The sequence below is a fragment of the Pseudomonas sp. AIG genome (genome assembly GCF_977020205.1).
Window position 1 is genome coordinate 1 of sequence record NZ_CDROCK010000057.1, and the last position, 16438, is coordinate 16438.

Annotated in this window: 17 protein-coding genes and 1 pseudogene; 6 read left to right on the forward strand and 12 right to left on the reverse strand. The window is 56.6% G+C overall.

All coding sequences use genetic code 11. The annotated features are described in order from the left end of the window. The 5 genes and pseudogenes from ACWR1S_RS25815 to gspG all read right to left on the reverse strand — a co-directional run. Nucleotides 1–517 (reverse strand): annotated as a pseudogene (locus ACWR1S_RS25815) (type II secretion system secretin GspD); the annotation flags it as partial. After that, nucleotides 514–1059, reverse strand: a complete 546-nt coding sequence (gene gspM, locus ACWR1S_RS25820) for a type II secretion system protein GspM (RefSeq protein WP_454565457.1) — start codon at nucleotides 1057–1059, stop codon at nucleotides 514–516. The pseudogene ACWR1S_RS25815 and the gene gspM, both read right to left, overlap by 4 nt. Beyond that, entirely contained in the window at nucleotides 1052–2230 is a 1179-nt protein-coding gene (gspL, locus tag ACWR1S_RS25825; protein WP_454565458.1) for a type II secretion system protein GspL, read from the reverse strand. Before gspL ends, gspM begins: the two co-directional genes overlap by 8 nt. Then, on the reverse strand, nucleotides 2227–3186 hold the full coding sequence (gene gspK, locus ACWR1S_RS25830) for a type II secretion system minor pseudopilin GspK (RefSeq protein ID WP_454565459.1): 960 nt from the start codon (nucleotides 3184–3186) through the stop codon (nucleotides 2227–2229). The genes gspL and gspK overlap by 4 nt, the downstream gene beginning before the upstream one ends. 8 nt (nucleotides 3187–3194) lie before the next feature. After that, nucleotides 3195–3653, reverse strand: coding sequence for a type II secretion system major pseudopilin GspG (gene gspG / locus ACWR1S_RS25835; protein WP_007918211.1), 459 nt, complete (start codon nucleotides 3651–3653; stop codon nucleotides 3195–3197). A gap of 147 nt (nucleotides 3654–3800) precedes the next feature. On the opposite strand from gspG, the gene gspI reads away from it, so the two are divergent. Continuing rightward, complete coding sequence (gene gspI, locus ACWR1S_RS25840; RefSeq protein WP_454565460.1) at nucleotides 3801–4187, forward strand: type II secretion system minor pseudopilin GspI; 387 nt, start codon at nucleotides 3801–3803, stop codon at nucleotides 4185–4187. A gap of 440 nt (nucleotides 4188–4627) precedes the next feature. Here the strand turns inward: gspI and ACWR1S_RS25845 are convergent, their stop codons facing one another. Next, nucleotides 4628–5086 (reverse strand): winged helix-turn-helix transcriptional regulator, encoded by a 459-nt coding sequence (locus ACWR1S_RS25845; RefSeq protein ID WP_454565461.1) that lies wholly within the window; start codon nucleotides 5084–5086, stop codon nucleotides 4628–4630. Nucleotides 5087–5182: 96 nt separating this feature from the next. On the opposite strand from ACWR1S_RS25845, the gene ACWR1S_RS25850 reads away from it, so the two are divergent. Next, nucleotides 5183–6124, forward strand: coding sequence for an aromatic alcohol reductase (locus ACWR1S_RS25850; RefSeq protein ID WP_454565462.1), 942 nt, complete (start codon nucleotides 5183–5185; stop codon nucleotides 6122–6124). Nucleotides 6125–6301: 177 nt separating this feature from the next. Here ACWR1S_RS25850 and ACWR1S_RS25855 read toward each other — a convergent pair whose 3' ends face one another. Then, nucleotides 6302–6661 (reverse strand): DUF6124 family protein, encoded by a 360-nt coding sequence (locus ACWR1S_RS25855; protein ID WP_008087957.1) that lies wholly within the window; start codon nucleotides 6659–6661, stop codon nucleotides 6302–6304. Between the two features lie 857 nt (nucleotides 6662–7518). Here ACWR1S_RS25855 and ACWR1S_RS25860 point away from each other — a divergent pair. Beyond that, nucleotides 7519–10584 (forward strand): STAND family AAA ATPase, encoded by a 3066-nt coding sequence (locus ACWR1S_RS25860; RefSeq protein WP_454565463.1) that lies wholly within the window; start codon nucleotides 7519–7521, stop codon nucleotides 10582–10584. A gap of 256 nt (nucleotides 10585–10840) precedes the next feature. Here ACWR1S_RS25860 and ACWR1S_RS25865 read toward each other — a convergent pair whose 3' ends face one another. Beyond that, nucleotides 10841–11278, reverse strand: coding sequence for a type II secretion system protein N (locus tag ACWR1S_RS25865; RefSeq protein ID WP_454565464.1), 438 nt, complete (start codon nucleotides 11276–11278; stop codon nucleotides 10841–10843). A 120-nt stretch (nucleotides 11279–11398) separates the two neighbouring features. Between ACWR1S_RS25865 and gspH the strand changes: the two genes are divergently transcribed. Continuing rightward, a complete protein-coding gene (gspH, locus tag ACWR1S_RS25870) occupies nucleotides 11399–11845 on the forward strand; it encodes a type II secretion system minor pseudopilin GspH (protein WP_454565465.1) in 447 nt (148 codons plus the stop codon). Beyond that, a complete protein-coding gene (locus tag ACWR1S_RS25875) occupies nucleotides 11842–12450 on the forward strand; it encodes a prepilin-type N-terminal cleavage/methylation domain-containing protein (RefSeq protein WP_454565466.1) in 609 nt (202 codons plus the stop codon). The genes gspH and ACWR1S_RS25875 overlap by 4 nt, the downstream gene beginning before the upstream one ends. A 624-nt stretch (nucleotides 12451–13074) precedes the next feature. Here ACWR1S_RS25875 and ACWR1S_RS25880 read toward each other — a convergent pair. From ACWR1S_RS25880 to ACWR1S_RS25890, 3 genes are read right to left on the reverse strand one after another with little or no spacing between them, the layout of a single operon-like run. After that, complete coding sequence (locus tag ACWR1S_RS25880) at nucleotides 13075–14013, reverse strand: FecR family protein (RefSeq protein ID WP_454565467.1); 939 nt, start codon at nucleotides 14011–14013, stop codon at nucleotides 13075–13077. Between the two features lie 31 nt (nucleotides 14014–14044). Then, on the reverse strand, nucleotides 14045–14596 hold the full coding sequence (locus tag ACWR1S_RS25885) for an RNA polymerase sigma factor (RefSeq protein ID WP_016984411.1): 552 nt from the start codon (nucleotides 14594–14596) through the stop codon (nucleotides 14045–14047). Further along, a complete protein-coding gene (locus ACWR1S_RS25890) occupies nucleotides 14593–15258 on the reverse strand; it encodes an STN domain-containing protein (protein ID WP_454565482.1) in 666 nt (221 codons plus the stop codon). The genes ACWR1S_RS25885 and ACWR1S_RS25890 overlap by 4 nt, the downstream gene beginning before the upstream one ends. Nucleotides 15259–15465: 207 nt before the next feature. Between ACWR1S_RS25890 and ACWR1S_RS25895 the strand changes: the two genes are divergently transcribed. Then, nucleotides 15466–15780, forward strand: coding sequence for a hypothetical protein (locus ACWR1S_RS25895; protein WP_454565468.1), 315 nt, complete (start codon nucleotides 15466–15468; stop codon nucleotides 15778–15780). 183 nt (nucleotides 15781–15963) lie between these two features. Here the strand turns inward: ACWR1S_RS25895 and ACWR1S_RS25900 are convergent, their stop codons facing one another. Then, on the reverse strand, nucleotides 15964–16404 hold the full coding sequence (locus ACWR1S_RS25900; RefSeq protein ID WP_454565469.1) for a carboxymuconolactone decarboxylase family protein: 441 nt from the start codon (nucleotides 16402–16404) through the stop codon (nucleotides 15964–15966). Nucleotides 16405–16438 lie beyond the last annotated feature (34 nt).

The following is a 16438-nucleotide window of genomic DNA, read 5'->3' on the forward strand; positions in this document are numbered from 1 at the left end:
GCACCACCTGCGCCACACCGCCAACATCGACCACACTGAAACCCTGCATGCGCAAGGCCGCCAGCAACATGTCGTAAGCCTGCCGCGCCGGCACTTGTCCCTCAGAGACCAAGGTCAGCGTGCCCTTCACCCGAGGGTCGACCAAAAACTGCTGACCAGTCGAACGCGCCAACGCCCGCACCACCGCTTGAATATCGGCGTCGACAAAATTCAGCGTCACCGGTTGATCGCCCAAAGGATTGCTCGGCAACGCAATGCCCGAGGCAGCCGCCCCGCTGCGCGCACTCTTGCTGATGTTGTGCAATGGCTTCGGCACAGGTCGCGCCTGAGCCTGTGCGCGCTCGCGGTCGAGCACCGCGTCGCCGCTGCGCTGGGTGTTGGCCAGCGGCCGGCCCAGTTCACTGTCGACCAGCAACGGCGGCTGATTCTGTGGTGCGGTGGTGTTGCTGCACGCGCTCAACGCCATCAGCAACATCGGCAACGCCAGACGTGCCGGTTTGGATCCTGACCCCTTCATGAAGCTTCCTTAGCGCCCAGCGCCTGATCCATGCGAACGGTGCCTGACAAAGTGCCGGCGGTGACTTCGGTCGAGGGGTTGTCTGCGCGTTGCAAACGGGCCTCGACCACTTGCAGAGAAAGTTGTGCCGGGTTGCTCAACAGCCAGTCGAGCACGGCGTCGGCCGGTGCCGCGTCGAAGGTCAACAGCCAGGCGCCCTGTGCCTCCTGTAATTGGTAATGACCCGCCAAGCCACTGGCCTGAAGGGTTTGCTCCAGCGACTGCGCCGCGCTTTGCCCGTCCGGACGCACGCTGACTTCGCGCAGCAGCACTTCCAGCGCCTCGGTCTGCGCGCGCAGCTTTGGCGTCTCGGCCTGCCAATAAGCGATTTTCTTCAGCGGCGGCTGGATCAGCGCGACCCACAGCAGCAGGCCGACCAGCGCAATGGCCATGCCGGCGACCATGCGCTTTTCGCGCAACGCCAAAGGCTGCCAACGCGCCTGCACCTGAGCGTTAAAGCGTTGCCACTTGGCGCGGTACAGCGCGAGCGAGGCCTTATTCATCTTCTTCTGCTCCGCCGCTGTCATCGCTGTCGCTTGGGGTAGCTTCAGTGGCCGGACGAAACGTCCAGCCCTCGTCATCGGCAGTGACGCTGATGCCGGCCTGGGCCAAGGTGCTTTGCCACTCCTGATCATTGCCGCCGCGACGGGCTTCACTCAGCAGACTCAGTTGCAAGACGCCGTCGACAAACGCCAGCCGCTCGACACTGCCAGCCATCGACGGCATGCCGCTGCCGGCCTGCAACACCAGACGATTGAACGTCTGCGCCGGGTCATCCGCCGCGCCCTTCTGCCGCGCCGCCAATTGCTGACGGGCCTGTTGCAACGGGTTGAGGATCACCGGCAACTCAGGGAAGGCCTGTTTTACCCGCAGGTTCATCTGGGTTTTCAGTTGCTGGCCCTGCCCGGCCTCGCGAGCGGCATACAGGTTCAAACCGATCACCCAAACGGCCACGGCCAACGCCGACAGACCAATGGCTCGGCCCCAACCGCGATGCTCGGTTTGTTGCTGCTGGACAGCGCCTTGCAGTCCCCAACCGGGCAACGGCCCAGTCCAGCGCTGCGCATCCGCCATCGGCAATTCAGCACCCGGCGGCGGTTGATCACCGATCCAATGCAAAGTGATGCCCGGCTCCCACACAACACCGTTGAGGCCGTCATCAAACAACGGCTGCACCCTCGCCGCTTGCACGCTATCGCGCAACAACAAATGCCCGTCCTGCATGCAAGCGACGCTGCCGGGCAGCACCGGCAAACTGTACGGCGCCGGATAGAGTCCGCGCAGGTTCAGCCCAGCACTTTTCAGCAACTGACCAAAACGCAACAAGTGCTGCCGAGGCGCCCAGGCAATCTGCACTTGCCCGGCCTCGTCCCGCGAACTGTGCGCAATGTGCATCTCGTTGCTGTCGCCCAGCATCAAGGCCTGCGCCGCACACTGCACCGCCGCGACAATCTTGTTGGCCTGCAACGGCGGCAAATCGAGACTCGCCAACAGACTGTCAGCCGGGTGCAGAAAACACACCAGCGGTGGCAGTTTCGACTGCTGGCTCAACTGGCTCAGACTGATGCGTTCTTCGCGCGTGACCTGACCCTGACGATCCAGCCAGGCGCAGTGCAATTGACTGTGCAGATCCAGTTCCGCCAAGGGCGGCAACGCCACCTTCAACTGGCTCATACGCCCACCCGCGACCAGATCACTTGCGGCAAGCGGTCCTGGCTGCGATGCAGCAACGCCTCAAGACTGACCCGCCGCTGATCGCGTCGCGCCTCACCGCGCAGGCGAAACCAGTCACTGGTGATGCCGACCTTGACGCTGGTCAGCTCCAGTTGCGGCATGCGCAAGCGGTTAACAAAATCGCCACGGTTGATAAACCAGCGCCCAGCATCGCGCTCGGCGATCAGCGCATTGGCGCGCTCCAGCGACAGCCCCGGTACATAAGCAGCCAACACCGGCGCGGTGGCGGTGTTGCCGTTGAGCCACGTCGTCGCGGGAATCACCGTCAGGTACGGCGCGAGTTTGCTCATCACCGCTTCATTCACGCCGTCCAGGCTGCGCAAATCATCAAGGCTGCGCAGCATCGGCATTGTCGGATTCTGCGGTTTGCGTGAAGCGTTGGGCGAGGTCGCGCGACCGCTGTCGAAACCACTTTTCGGCGCCTCGGCAATCTGCGCATTCAGCAGTCGCGGGTAGGACGCGATCACTCGCTGACTGATGCGCTGACTCAACCCGGCACTGACCCCGATCAACTCGCACAAGCGCTGAAAAGCCGCGACCTGCGCCTCATCCACCCGCTCGTTGGCCACCAGATTGCGCAGGTTGAACTTGCCCTGCTCATCCTCCAGGCGCCCTTCAAAACCTTGCGCGGAGAGACGCTGCGCCCACGGCTGATCGAGCCGGGTCAACGGGTCGCGCTGCCGTGCATCCCACAGCAACTGACGGCTGATCTCCAACCCGCTCTGCACCACCCACCGCCCCTGCACGCGCTGCTGATCCGCCTCCAGCGCACGGGTCGACACGCTCTGGCGCGTCAACATGCCCGCCGCAATCACCGCCACCACGGCCGCAATCAACAACGCGCTGATAATCGCCATGCCCTGTTGCTTCGCCCCCTCAGGCGAGCGGCTGTTCATGGCCGGCCTTACAACTGCCAGGAACCGATATCGGCATTCACGCCGTCGCCGTCAGGCTGACCGTCAGCACCGAGGGAAAAAATGTCGATCTCGCCATTGGCGCCGGGGTTGAGGTACTGATAAGGACGCCCCCACGGATCGTTCGGCAAGCGCTCCAGGTACGAACGCCAATTGCTGTTCTTCGCATCCGCCGGCCGCTCCACCAACACCTTCAGACCCTGATTCATGCTCGGGTAAGTGCCGTGATCGAGGCGATACAGCTTCAACGCCTGCATCAACCCACCAATATCCTGCTTCGCCGCCGTCGCCCGCGCCTGATCCGGCCGGTCAAGCACCTTGGGCACCACCATCGCCGCCAAAATCCCCAGAATCACCACGACCACCATGATCTCGATCAGGGTAAAACCCTGCTGCCCACGCGGCGTGCGCAGCGGTTGCTGAAGCGATTTGAAAGGTGCGATATCCATCTCGACATACCCTGGCTTGATTCGATTCGACGCGCAGTGTTGCAAGAAGATATGTCAGTGATGTTGAAAATCCTCGGGAGTTTTCGTCGTCAAGCCGTCAAGCACGCGGGTTAGCGTCGAGGGCTGGGTTTTGGCTTTGGGCGGTTTATGCGTGCGCGTTCGCGGGAAGACGGTTTCACGTTGATTGAAGTGCTGGTGGCGCTGGCGATTATTGCCGTGGCGATGTCGGCGGCTGTGCGGGTGGCGGGGTTGATGACGCAGAGTAGTGGGGTTTTACGGGATCGGTCGGTGGCGATGATTGCGGCGCAGAGTCGGATGGCGGAGTTGCGACTGGAAGGTAAGTTGCCGATGGGGATGAAAGCGCAGGAATGTGATCAGGGGCGGTTGTTGTTGCGGTGCGAGCAATTGATCAGCGCAGAAGAAAACGGCCGCTTACTCAAGATTGGTATCCAGGTATTCGACCGCAACCAGGATGCGCCGCCGTTGGCCAGGCTGGAGACATTGTTGTCCCGAACGGAAAGCCCCTCACCCTAGCCCTCTCCCAAGGGAGAGGGAACCGATTTGGGGATATTCGAGAGCTACACCGACTTGAAAGCCATTCATTGAATCCAAAATGGCCAAGCTCACAAAGCCAAATCGAAGGTCCTTCACCCAAGCCATAATCGCCAAAATCTTTCAGGTCGGCGTACCCCGCAAGACAACTCGGTCGGCCCCCTCTCCCTCCGGGAGAGGGCTGGGGTGAGGGCCGCTTCTACTCGCACCCCCCAGAATCACCAAAGCCATAATCCCCAAGGCCCTTCACCAAAACCATAATCACCAAAATCTTCCAGGTCGACATACCCCGCAAGACACCTCGGTCGGCCCCCTCTCCCTCCGGGAGAGGGCTGGGGTGAGGGCTGCTTCTACTCGCAAGCCCCCAAACCCGGCAACAGATTCGCCACTTTCTGCGCAATGGCCTGAACCAAAGCAACCAATCAATCAGCCCCATCCAAATCAACCAGCCCCACCACCGGTACCTGCCAAGCAGGCTTTTTCCCACTCTGACCATCAAACACCCGACGCGCCTCGCGAAAATCATCGACGTGCTCCACAACCCACGTCCAAATCGGCGACATGCGAACCAACAACTCCATCCCCAACGCCGTCAGCTCGTACTCAACATGGGGCGGCACTTGATCCAACTCCCGCCGTATCAGCAGACCATCGCGTTCCAGTGCACGCAGCGTCTTGGTCAACATGCGCTGAGTCACGCCCGTCATTTGCCGTTTGATCTCGGCGTGACGCATCGTGCCGTACACACCCAGGGTATGCAGGATACCCAGTGACCAGCGGCTACCGGCGTGCGCCAGGACTTCGCGTCGCACGCCATCCTCGTCTCGTCTCAGCGTCTGGCAGATCGCTTCTGCCTGGCTAAGAATTTCCTCATCGGTCATGTGTCCTCCTGGTATCACGCGTGTGCCTTCTTCTGAGCGCTGCGCAATCGTGCCAGCATCGACAAATCATACAGACGACGAATCTCAGGAAACATCATGACCGCAGCGACCCACCCTTCCCCACAATCCATTCTCGTACTCGGCGCCGGCGAACTCGGCCTGCCGGTACTGCGCAATCTTGCGCGGGTAGCAAAACGCTCGCCCGGCAGCACCATCAGCGTCCTGCTCAGGGATTCGACCATCAACACACAAGTCCCTGAGAAAAAGCGGGAAATCGATGAACTTCGCAGTCTGGGCATCCAACTGGTCGCCGCAGACCTGGTCAACGATTCCATCGATCAACTGGCCGAAGTGTTCGCAGCTTTCGACACCGTCATAGGCTGCGCCGGCATGGTCGCGGGCCGTGAAACGCCGATGAAACTGGCGACAGCGGCGCTGAAATCCGGCGTGAACCGCTATATCCCCTGGCAGTTTGGCGTCGATTTCGAAGTGATTGGCCGGGGTAGCCCGCAGGATTTGTTCGATGCGCAACTCGACGTGCGCGAGTTGCTCCGCGCCCAGGATAAAACCGAATGGGTGATCATCTCGACCGGCATGTTCACCAGTTTTCTGTTCGAGCCGGTCTTTGATGTCGTCGATTTTGAGAGCGACACCGTCAACGCCTTGGGCAGCCTGGAAACCAGCGTGACGCTCACGACACCGGAGGACATCGGCAAGCTGACAGCGGACATCGTTTTCTTCGAACCGCGCTTTCGCAATGAGATCGTCTACCTGTCTGGCGACACGGTGACGTACGGGCAGGTGGCGAGCATCCTTGAACGTGTGCTGGGGCGTCCGTTCAAGCGTAACGTCTGGACGGTTCCGTACCTGATGCAGGAACTGGAAAAAGACCCCACTCACCACATCAAAAAATACCGCGCCGTATTTGCCCAAGGCAGAGGTGTGTCGTGGCCTAAAGCGGGGACTTTCAACGAACAGCAGTCGATTCAGGTAACAACGGCTGAACAGTGGGCTCGGGACAACCTGGCAGTCGATTGACGCAAAGAAAGCAACCCACTCGCAGGTCCTGATACGCGTACATCATCTCAACAGTTATCGCGACTAAAGAGCCTGCGCACTCCCACCTTGGAACACGCTCAAAGGTGGGAGCGAGCCTGCTCGCGAAGGCGCCAGAATGAACACCCGATTAATCACCAAGTGATCCCGCCCCCCGCATCACTCCGGCAATTGCAAATTATCCAACGCCCGATTCACCGCCAACTCCCCGAGCATGATCAACTGCGCAATCCCCGCCAGCGCATGGCGCTGCGATGCCGGCAACAGGCTGGAGACGTTCTGGGCGATGGTTTTGGCCGAAGCGAGTGTTGCACTGGCATCGACCAGCAGTTCTTCGGTTTTGTTGTCCGCCGTCACGGCGTACATCCCACGGTTTTTACGTGGCGGCGGCGTGGAACCGGGCGGACAGAGGTAATGGTCGAGCGCGCGGTCGGCGGCTTCGTGGAGTTTTTTGGAATCGATGGATTCGTAGGGCGAAACCGAGGCGGTTTCAGGTGGGTTGGGTGTTGGTTTGATCATGAGTGAATCTCCAAATCATAGAAAAGGAGCCATCATCTTTCGCTACCAAACGAAGGGGTGGTGGCCATACGAAGGTTGGTAGACCGGTGACTTGGAGAACCGGCGCGCCCGAAGACGCCCTGCGCATGGCCACCATAAATACACAGCCCCAAAAAGACCTGTATCGGGTGACGCTATGCGCCAAGTCTAAGCCGGGCTACCAAACCCGATCGCTGATTCGTCAGCGACCGGACCACAATAGAACCCACCCCCAAAGCGCACAAGCCGGCGGATTCTGGCGTAGCTGTAGGCAAAGGCGCAAGGATGTGTAGCCTTGGAGAGTGTTTGGAGATGTCTTTTTAAACGTTGGTGTTTATCGAGACTTAACTGTGCCACCGCTCCACTTAAATAGATCCCCCTAGGCACTGAACCTACTCCCTATTGTGAGTGCAACGGTGACTGCGCTCCATGTCGTGTAATGCGAACTCGGTTTAGTCCTAAGCCAAAAAAATGCGATCACCCAATGATTTCCAAGCGGCGAGCTTGGAACGGCCATCGCCCACGCGCACAAGATCTAGCGACGATTTCTTTCGGGGTGCGCGATCACTCCCAGTGACTGCCTTCAGCCAGAAACAAACGTTCTCCTTGGTGAAGCTACCGGGACAGAGCGATCCAAGGGCGCATCGGCAATGCGATTGCCTCGGCCGTTGATCGATTCCGCCCATCTGCAATTGCGTGACGCCAAAAATCGTGATATCAAAACAATGGCAATAGGTTCGACCAAAATTAATAATAGTTCTATACAAGGCGGATCTACAGAAGGAGCAAAGCCCTTCTGGCGCTAGGTATAAAACCACAAGGATGAGCTGGGGTCTGCGATGAAGCTAGGTGTCTTGCATATAAGTGATATTCATATCAAAAACTCAACCGACAAAGTTCTAGAGGTTGGATCTTCAATAGCAAAAGCATGTTACGCAACAGCTCATCAAAGCGACGCCTTCGCAATAATTATCACTGGTGACATTGCATTCAGCTGCAAGAAAGAAGAATACGATTTAGCTGAAGTTTTTTTTGGAACAATAAAAAAGGAAATCGAATCCGAAACCGGGCGAGCCGTCGATTTATTTCTAGCGCCCGGAAATCATGATTGCATGCTTAAGCCTGAAAACGAAGGCCGAACCATTATAATTGAACAAATTGTTAAGAACCCATCGAAAGCAAATAGTAAAAGTTTGGTAAAGGATTGCACATCCGTACAGAGCGAGTTTTTTAATTTCCAAGAAAAAATATCGACACTAACTCCTCTATACTCAGATAGCCTTTGGAACGAATATGAATTAAAGATAAAAAATTCTATCATTCGAATCTCATCACTGAATGCTGCTTGGATGTCAAGACTTCCGGAGCCTCAGGGACAATTGGTCTTCCCAATCGACAACTATTATCACCTTCTAGAGTCTCCGTCTAATCTGAGGCTATCACTAATACACCACCCTCTGAACTGGTATTGCCAAGCGAGCTACCACCCATTAAAGAAAGCGTTGAGAACGCACTCAAATGCAATTCTTTCAGGCCATGAGCACTCATCTGCATCTGAAGAGGTGATAGATGGATCAATTGGTAATGTTTTGATTTTTGAAGGCGCAGCCCTACAGCCCCATGGGAACGATTTCGATCCAAGGTTCAGTTGCTTATTATTCGATGCAGATGAAAAAATAGTTTTTGAAAAAAGGTTCAAAGCAGGAAAAGCAAGCCCTATTGAACTTGAAGAGTTACAGCACGCGCTAAAAATATCAGATGGATGCGCAAGGCAGGTTAATAAAATATCTGATAGCTTTATTGATTTCCTTTCTGATGCCGGAGGCAACTTCACCCATGAGAGCAAACAAAAGATAGTCGCGGAAGACGTATTCCTTTATCCAGAACTGGAAGACACCAATGCAGAGCAGGATAAAAAATATTTTTTTGCCGATAAAGTAATCAATGGCTGGCAGAATCTAGAACGTACGCTTATTTTGGGTGATGACGAGTCCGGAAAGAGCTTTTTACTAAAAAGAGCTTTTTTTGATATTCATTCACAAGGCGGATTACCGATCTATATAAAAGCTGCAGAACTTAGTTCAGTAGGAACAAGAGAGCTTGATCGTAAAATATCACAACTTGCAGAAATACAGTACGAAAAGAACGAAGAATTCATTTACGCAGAGAGAATTAATAAAATTGCATTGATTGATGATTTAGACCGATTAAACGGAGGATCAAAAAACCAAGCAAAATTGATAGAGTATCTAAGCGAGTCATTCGGAACGTTACTTGTCACCGCCAGTTCAAGATACCAACTAAATGAGTATATAGACTCTTCAGCATCCGAAGCGCTTTCAGATTTTGAAACTTTAAAAATACGTCCTTTCGGACATTTAATGCGCCATAACCTTATAAAAAAATGGTGTCTACTCGGTGGCTTGAACACCAAATCAGAACTGGACAAAAAAGTACATGATGTTGAACGAATGCTCGGGATAATCCTAGGAAAGAACCTTGTTCCATCGAAACCCATTTATTTACTCATACTGCTACAAAGTTGCGCACAAGACCAACAATCAGAACTTCAAAACAGCGGCTTCTCCCAGTACTATGAATTTTTAATAGTCAAGAGTCTAAAGGAAGCCGACTTCAGACTTGACCACCTAAATGAAATGTTCAATTACTTATCTAATTTGGCTTGGTTTTTTAAAAGCAGAGACGTGACGGAGCTTAGTCTACAAAACTTACGAGAGTTTAACGCAAATTTCTGCGCCGAATATGCGACAGTCGACTTTGACACAAGAATAGCGTTGCTAAAGCAAGCAAAAATCTTGAAGCAGGACGGTGACCTATATAGCTTTAGCTATTCCTACGTTTATTTCCTATTTGTCGGAAAGTATCTTGCGGCAAACCTGCACAAAGAAGATATCAAAGCGTTGGTCAGGGGTTATTGCAAAGAACTATATCGCAAAGAAAATGCCAACTCTGTAATGTTTCTAACACATCACGGAAATAACCCTTGGGTGATAGAACAAGTTTCAGAGGTTTTAAACGGATGTTTTTCCGACCAGACCCCAATTGAATTCAATGGAGACATCGCGTCCATTAGCGCACTAGTTAATACCACCGCGCAAATAGTAATTAATGAGATTAACGACCAAGACGTTGAAAGAAACCAACAAAACTCTCGCCGTGCTGCCGATTTATCTGACACCCCAGAGGTGCCCGAGCCACCTAAATCAACCTCGCTATCTCCTGGGGATGCAGACGCAATACTTAGCTTCAGTTCTAATATAAACCTGATGATTAAAACATCGGAAATCATGGGCCACATTACGAAAAATTACTATGGATCATTGGAGCGATCTCGCAAAGCGAGCTACTTGGAACAAATTTTTGACGGTTCATTGCGTAGCTTGAAAGCTATTTTTGAGGAAATTTTTGAGCAGCCAGATGCATTTGTTGCAGAGTTAGAGAGAATGCTTAGCGACCGAAAGCCTGACTTAACCGCTAATGAAGCTAAAGAAACTGCGAAACGACTGGCGTTCCAAGTACTTGGCATGATCTGCACGGGCTTTATAGCACGAGCAGGCCAAGTAATAAGCTCTGAAAAAATTCGTGAAGATATAAATTCGCTTGTAACTACAAAAAACAATAATGCTTATCGCTTGATCGGTATAGCATCGTGCCTTGTCCACCCTGGGCATATACCGTTTGAAGCAATTGAAAAACTAGCGAAGGATACCATGAGTAATAATTTTGCCTTTACGATATTACAAAGCTTAGTATTCTACCACTTGCACATGTTCCACACGACCGACAAAGATAAGCAGCGATTAGCAGCCTCTGTGAACATTGGCATGAGTCAATCTAGGGCAATTGACATTGTTACCAACAAGGCAAAATTACTTAAACAGTAGAATATCACTCGAATACTCATACCAAATCACGACACTTTAATATGAATCGACCGGGGCATCTAACCAAATGCTTCCGGTCACACTTCAGTAAAAATGCTTACAAGGACTCATTCAAACGCATCTATTTGTCGCTTTAGCGGACTATCGCTTTCCGGTCGAAAGCAGTTGCGAAAATTCTTCTAATGTTCGCTCTCCTATTTTCAGTTATAACTTGAGTTAGCAATCAACTAAAAGGCAAAACTAATCGACTTCAGCCCTACAACTCAGGCCTCACCAACCTAGGCAAAACCACCCCCTCCCCCAACCTATCCACCCCCAACCGCACCCTCTCCCCACCCTGCTCAATCACCACCCCATCCCCCTCCACCGCCACCAACTTCACCCCAGGCCCCACCTTCTCCCCCTGCAAAAAGCTCCTCGGCGGCCCATCGTTCAGGCTCAGTATCGCCACCGCCCCCCGACTCCCCGCCATCACCCCGCTCACCTTGATATCCATCGGCGCCGTTTGATTGGAAAACCACTGCAACGCCGGGCTATCACTGCGCGCCGCCAGCAACTGCGGGGCCGCTGCCGGGGTGTGGGATTCGGCGGTGGTCAGCAGCAGCGACGACCATGTCGCCACGCCGACCAGCGCGGCGAGCAGCGCGAGGGCCTGGACCATTTGGGGCGGGGAAATGCGTGTAGTGAAGGTCATGGGTTGAATCTCCTTTTTATCCCTGCTGTCAGCCTACGCGGCAATTCTCTCCGTTTTATTTCACACGCCTTACATGTTGGCCGTGCACGATGGCGCAGGACGCAAAGGAGCGCGCGCGCGATGAACAGGCAAGAGGGTTTTACGCTGATCGAGTTGATGGTGGTGCTGGTGATCATCGGCATCGCCAGTGCGGCGATCAGCCTGAGTATCAAGCCGGATCCGTTGCAGTTGCTGCGCAAGGATGCCGAGCGTGTGGCGCAGTTGCTGCAGGTGGCGCAGGCGGAGGCGCGCGCGGATGGTCGGCCGATTGTGTGGGTGAGTGATGCCAAGGGGTTTCGGTTTAGTCGGCGCAGTGACGGTGGCAAGGGGTTTGATCATTTCCCGCAGGATCCGCAGTTGCGGCCGCGTGCCTGGCAGAGTCCGAAGATGGAGGTGCGGGTGGAGCCGAAACAGAAGGTTGTGCTGAACGCTGAGTGGATCAATCCGCCGCTGCAATTGACGTTGTCGGATGGCTTGAATCGCTTGAGTGTGCTGCGTGATGGCAGTGGAAGGATCAGCCTGCAATGAAGCGCCAGCAAGGGTTTACGTTGATTGAGGTGATGGTCGCGATTCTGTTGATGGCGGTGGTGAGTCTGATTGCCTGGCGGGGGCTGGACAGTGTGACGCGGGCGGACAGTCATTTGCAGGCGAGCAGTGAGCAGAGTGACGGTTTGTTGCGCGCGCTGAATCAGTTGCAGCGGGATGTGGAGATGCGGGCGGGGATTGAGTTGACTGAGCCGAAGAAGGTTGGGGTGGATGATGAGCCGCCGACGGCGCCGCCCGCTCTGACTGTGCGCAGTAGCGACAGTAAGGGTTTTCGTCTGGACATCATTCGCACAGCGGCGGATCAGCCGGGGGCTTTGCAGCGGGTGCGTTGGTGGGTCAAGGGCGACACGTTGTATCGGGCGGTGGCTGAGGCGCGCAGTCGGTATCCGTTGCCGGCGCCTGGGAATGGGGTTGCTGTTTTGAGTGATGTCAGCGATGTGCAGGTGCGGGTTTGGGAGGTGGATAAGGGGTGGCGGCAGTTGAGCGGGAATCGGCGGGAGGATCCGTTGGGGTTGGAGATTCGGTTGAGTCGGGGGACAGCGCAGGGGGTGGAGAAGTATCGGCAGGTGATTGGGCCGTTGCAGTAGATCGCCGGCCAGGAATCAAATGTGGGAGGGGATTGCTCGCGGGCGTGGTGGGTCAGTCAACATGGTTGTTACTGATGGACCGCTTTCGCGAGCAGGCTCGCTCCCACAATTGGATTGGGGGTAGCCAGTTGGAGGTTGGTTGGCTGTGAGATCGTCATCGCGAGCAGGCTCACTCCTACAGTTGGATTGGATACATCAGAAAGAGATTGGTTGGCTGGCAGGCCGTCTTCGCGAGCAGGCTCGCTCCCACCGTTTTAATTTGCGTACAGCCCCAGCGGCAAAGCCGCCCCACTCAACAGGATGAGCGTTAGCTCGGCTGCAGCTCTTGATCTTGATCCACGGGCGACGTCGGAAGGCTGAGTGGAGGGATTCATCCGGGGGTGGGAGCGCAGCGACCGTTTGGCGCAGCCAAATGCATCGAGAGGAGGTGCAGCGAAGCAAACCGTAGACGATGCGCCCGGATGGATCCCGGAGCGAAGGAACCCCGAGCTTTAGCGAGCGGGCCGCACGCAGGAGCAAGCCTTTTGGGTTACTTTTTCGGCGTCTGGAAAAAGTGACCCGCCGTCAGGGCGGAACCCTAAGCCGCCATAACCGCAGCAACGGATATGTACCCAATAAAACCCACTAACTCAAAACAACGACGCCACCCGGCAGCTCAGTGCATTTGACGCCATAAGCATCCCGAATCAGCAGCGCAACACCAGCAAGTTGATCAAGGCTGAAGCGCGCCTGCACCCGCCGCTGCCCAAGCTCACGATTAAGCAGCAGCAACATCCCCGGCCGATACCGGTTAATCTCATCAATCATCTGGCTCAGCGTAGCACCGTTAAACACCAACACTTGCTGACGCCAATTCATCACCGCCGCCGTGTCGACACTCTGCACACTGCCAACCTGCCGCGCGTCAAAGGTCAACTGCTGCCCCGGTTCAAGACGCAGACTACGCCCCTCAACATCCACTTCCACCGCGCCATCGAGACAGGTCACACAAACTTGCTGATCCGTGTTACGCAAATTGAACCGCCCCTGACTCGCGCGCAACCACCCTCCCCCAGCCTGCATCGCCAACGGCAACCGCGCGGTCTGCACCTCAACCTCACCACTGACCAGCTCAAAACCCTGCACACCCTCAGACACCGCACGCTGATTGATCCGCGTCTGCGTATTCAGCTCCAGGCTCACCCCCTGCGCCGGTTCAAAACGCCGCTGCTGGCCAACTTCAGTAATGTAGTCAGCGCCCAGCCCTTCAAAACCACCAGGAATCGTCCCGCGCACCAGCAAAAACGCCGCCGACGCAGCAATCGCCCCACCGAGAAAAGCACGTCGACCAAACCCGCGCGGCGCCTGCATTTGCTCCACGGCCGGTTGCAGTTGCTGCCACAACCGCTTGGCCTCTTCGAACGCGCGGGCATGTTCGGCGCTCTGCGCGCACCATTCGCGCAGGGCGCGGGCGTCGGCCACGGTGGCGCGGCCGGAGGTCAGCAGGACCAGCCAGTCGCGGGCTTCGCTGTGCAGATTGTCGGCCGCCGATGGCTCGGCAGGTGTCAGTCGAAAGATGTTCAAACGCGCAGATTCTCAACGAATTGATCGGGCACTATTCAGAAGACGGTTTTCCGGCCCCGCGACCGAACCGCTGAAACACTTTTCTTTCCAGTTTCGCGGCGCAGAAGCCCAGTGCGGCTTTGATTTCCTTCTCGACCATGCGCGTGGAAATGCCGAAGCGCTGCGAGATTTCCAGATGCGGCGCCTCTTCCAGACGCGCCGCGATGAAGATCTTCCGGCGCCGTGCGGGCAGCTCGTACAACGCACTGAGTAGCGACTGGATTTCCTTCTGCCCGCCGACCACCCGCGCCGGATCGAGGGCTTCGTCGCCGACTTGCAGCAGCTCCTCGACTTCCTCACCGGTGAGCAGGCGCGCGTCGGCCTGACGGCGGTCGGCGGCGATGTTCAGGGCCATGCGATAGAGGTAGGCATTGGGCCGCAGGACGTTCGGCGGCGTCTCCATGCGGTCGACCCGCAGGTAGGTTTCGTGCAGCACGTCGTTGGCCAGATCCTCCGAGCCGAGACGCCGACGCAGGCGCACCCGAAAGTCCTCGTAGGACGTCAGGAACAGTTGGACCATCGAACCTTGTCCGGTGTCTTTCATCCCCCGGAAACTCCTTCCCATTTGGTGCATTCCATGCGTTTCCCTGACGACTCCGGTAACAACAGCAACGTGACTGGCTGACGCAAGGCGCTGGGCGTCGGCCGGTCGATTTTGAGGTTGCGAAAACTTTCCACCAGCGCGTTGTCGCGCCGTACATCACCGGTCGAAGTGACCAACCGGTTGTGTTGCACCAAGCCATCGCGGCCGACCCAGACCTGCAACACCGCGCGATAACTGCCTGGCCGGGTCAGCGCCGAGCGGCACAGGTTGCGCTCGATCGCCGCTTGCACCGCCGTCGCGTAACTGCGGTTGACCGCCACGCTTTCCGGCGTCTGTTTTTGCGGCGGCGCCGGTACGTCTTCGACCTGCGCCACTTGCAACGTAAATGCATCGTCGCGGGCATAGCGCGCCATCAACCCACTGCCGCCGAGCAATCGACGCAGGGCATCGGCGGCGGTGTATTCACCGTCCACCGCCAGCGAGCGACGACCGCGACTCAACTGACTGTCGACCAGCACCGCAACGCCCGTGGCGTGGCTGTACTGATCCAGCGCGTGCGCCAGATCCTGTGCCGGAATGTGCAGCGTCATGCGCAAGTCCGCCGGCACCGCGTCAGCCATGGCGTGGCTCGCCGCGCAGCCAAGCAGCCACCCCAGACACATCCGGCGCACAAGCCTCGTTGAACGCTGAAAACCGTCCGTGGAATTGCCTCGCTGCACGGCTGACGAATCCTTGGAAATCGTCATCCTGAGGGCTGTTTATGAATCTGGTGTGACGGGCGGTGCAAAAAAACCATCACGGGAATTGCGCAGGGCTTGCACTAGACTCAAGCCATAGCGCGGTCCCGTCGGGCCGGCCAGGAGGCGAGCATGAACACACTGTGGCGAATCAGCCTTGGCGGGCTGTTGTTGATGGCGCTGTCGAGCGCCTATGCCGAGGAACCGTTGGGCTGTGTCGAGGTGACGGTCGGCGGCTACAAGGCGCCGAATTACGACTGCTTGAGCCAGCAGATGGGTAACAACCCGGAAGGTGCTGCGGCGGCGGAGAAGAATCAGGAGGCACTGAATGTGCCGGTGAACAAGCGGCCGCCGAATCAGGTTGGGCTGGCGACGCCGGCGGCGACCAGTACGCGGATGGGCAATACCTTTGGCACATCAGTGAAACCGCAACGCCCACCGCAATGATTTTGATCGTGATCGTTCCCACGCTCCGCGTGGGAATGCAGCCCGGGACGCTCCGCGTCCCATCCAGAGCCGAACGCGAAGCGTCCGTTGAGGCATTCCCACGCAGAGCGTGGGAACGATCCTGTGGTGTTCAGTCGCTTACCGATCGTTCCTACGCTCCGCGTGGGAACGATCAGGGCGGGCTCAGTCGCTGGGGGTTTGACGGAAGCTCACGGCCAGGCGATTCCAGCTGTTGATGGTGGTCACGGCCATGGTCAGATCGACCAGTTCGCCTTCGCTGAATTGCTCGCGCGCCTGCTGATAAACCTCATCGGGCACACGGCTCTCCGCCAACAACGTCACCGCCTCGGCCCAGGCCAGCGCCGCACGTTCGCGCGGGTTGAAGAAGTTGCTGTCGCGCCACACCGCGATCGCATACAAGCGCCGATCACTCTCCCCGGCCCGCCGCGCGTCCACCGAGTGCATGTCGGTGCAGAACGCGCAGCCGTTGAGTTGTGAGGCGCGGATCCGGATCAGTTGCAGCAGCGGCTGTTCGATACTGAGGTTGCTGGTCAGCGCCTCCATGGCAATCATCGCTTTCATCGCCTTGGGCGAAGCGTTGTAGTAATCCAGGCGCGGGGACATGGGCGGGTCTCGGTAGACGGAGTAATGACTTCAC

Excerpts from the sequence above, each read along its gene's own strand:
- ACWR1S_RS25890 (WP_454565482.1), bottom strand. The coding sequence starts at position 15,258 with ATGTGTCTGGGGTGGCTGCTTGGCTGCGCGGCGAGCCACGCCATGGCT.
- ACWR1S_RS25845 (WP_454565461.1), bottom strand. The coding sequence starts at position 5,086 with ATGACCGATGAGGAAATTCTTAGCCAGGCAGAAGCGATCTGCCAGACG.
- gspH (WP_454565465.1), top strand. The coding sequence starts at position 11,399 with ATGAACAGGCAAGAGGGTTTTACGCTGATCGAGTTGATGGTGGTGCTG.
- gspG (WP_007918211.1), bottom strand. The coding sequence starts at position 3,653 with ATGGATATCGCACCTTTCAAATCGCTTCAGCAACCGCTGCGCACGCCG.
- ACWR1S_RS25875 (WP_454565466.1), top strand. The coding sequence starts at position 11,842 with ATGAAGCGCCAGCAAGGGTTTACGTTGATTGAGGTGATGGTCGCGATT.
- gspM (WP_454565457.1), bottom strand. The coding sequence starts at position 1,059 with ATGAATAAGGCCTCGCTCGCGCTGTACCGCGCCAAGTGGCAACGCTTT.
- ACWR1S_RS25850 (WP_454565462.1), top strand. The coding sequence starts at position 5,183 with ATGACCGCAGCGACCCACCCTTCCCCACAATCCATTCTCGTACTCGGC.
- ACWR1S_RS25865 (WP_454565464.1), bottom strand. The coding sequence starts at position 11,278 with ATGACCTTCACTACACGCATTTCCCCGCCCCAAATGGTCCAGGCCCTC.
- ACWR1S_RS25860 (WP_454565463.1), top strand. The coding sequence starts at position 7,519 with ATGAAGCTAGGTGTCTTGCATATAAGTGATATTCATATCAAAAACTCA.
- gspI (WP_454565460.1), top strand. The coding sequence starts at position 3,801 with ATGCGTGCGCGTTCGCGGGAAGACGGTTTCACGTTGATTGAAGTGCTG.
- gspL (WP_454565458.1), bottom strand. The coding sequence starts at position 2,230 with ATGAGCCAGTTGAAGGTGGCGTTGCCGCCCTTGGCGGAACTGGATCTG.
- ACWR1S_RS25855 (WP_008087957.1), bottom strand. The coding sequence starts at position 6,661 with ATGATCAAACCAACACCCAACCCACCTGAAACCGCCTCGGTTTCGCCC.
- ACWR1S_RS25900 (WP_454565469.1), bottom strand. The coding sequence starts at position 16,404 with ATGTCCCCGCGCCTGGATTACTACAACGCTTCGCCCAAGGCGATGAAA.
- gspK (WP_454565459.1), bottom strand. The coding sequence starts at position 3,186 with ATGAACAGCCGCTCGCCTGAGGGGGCGAAGCAACAGGGCATGGCGATT.
- ACWR1S_RS25885 (WP_016984411.1), bottom strand. The coding sequence starts at position 14,596 with ATGAAAGACACCGGACAAGGTTCGATGGTCCAACTGTTCCTGACGTCC.
- ACWR1S_RS25895 (WP_454565468.1), top strand. The coding sequence starts at position 15,466 with ATGAACACACTGTGGCGAATCAGCCTTGGCGGGCTGTTGTTGATGGCG.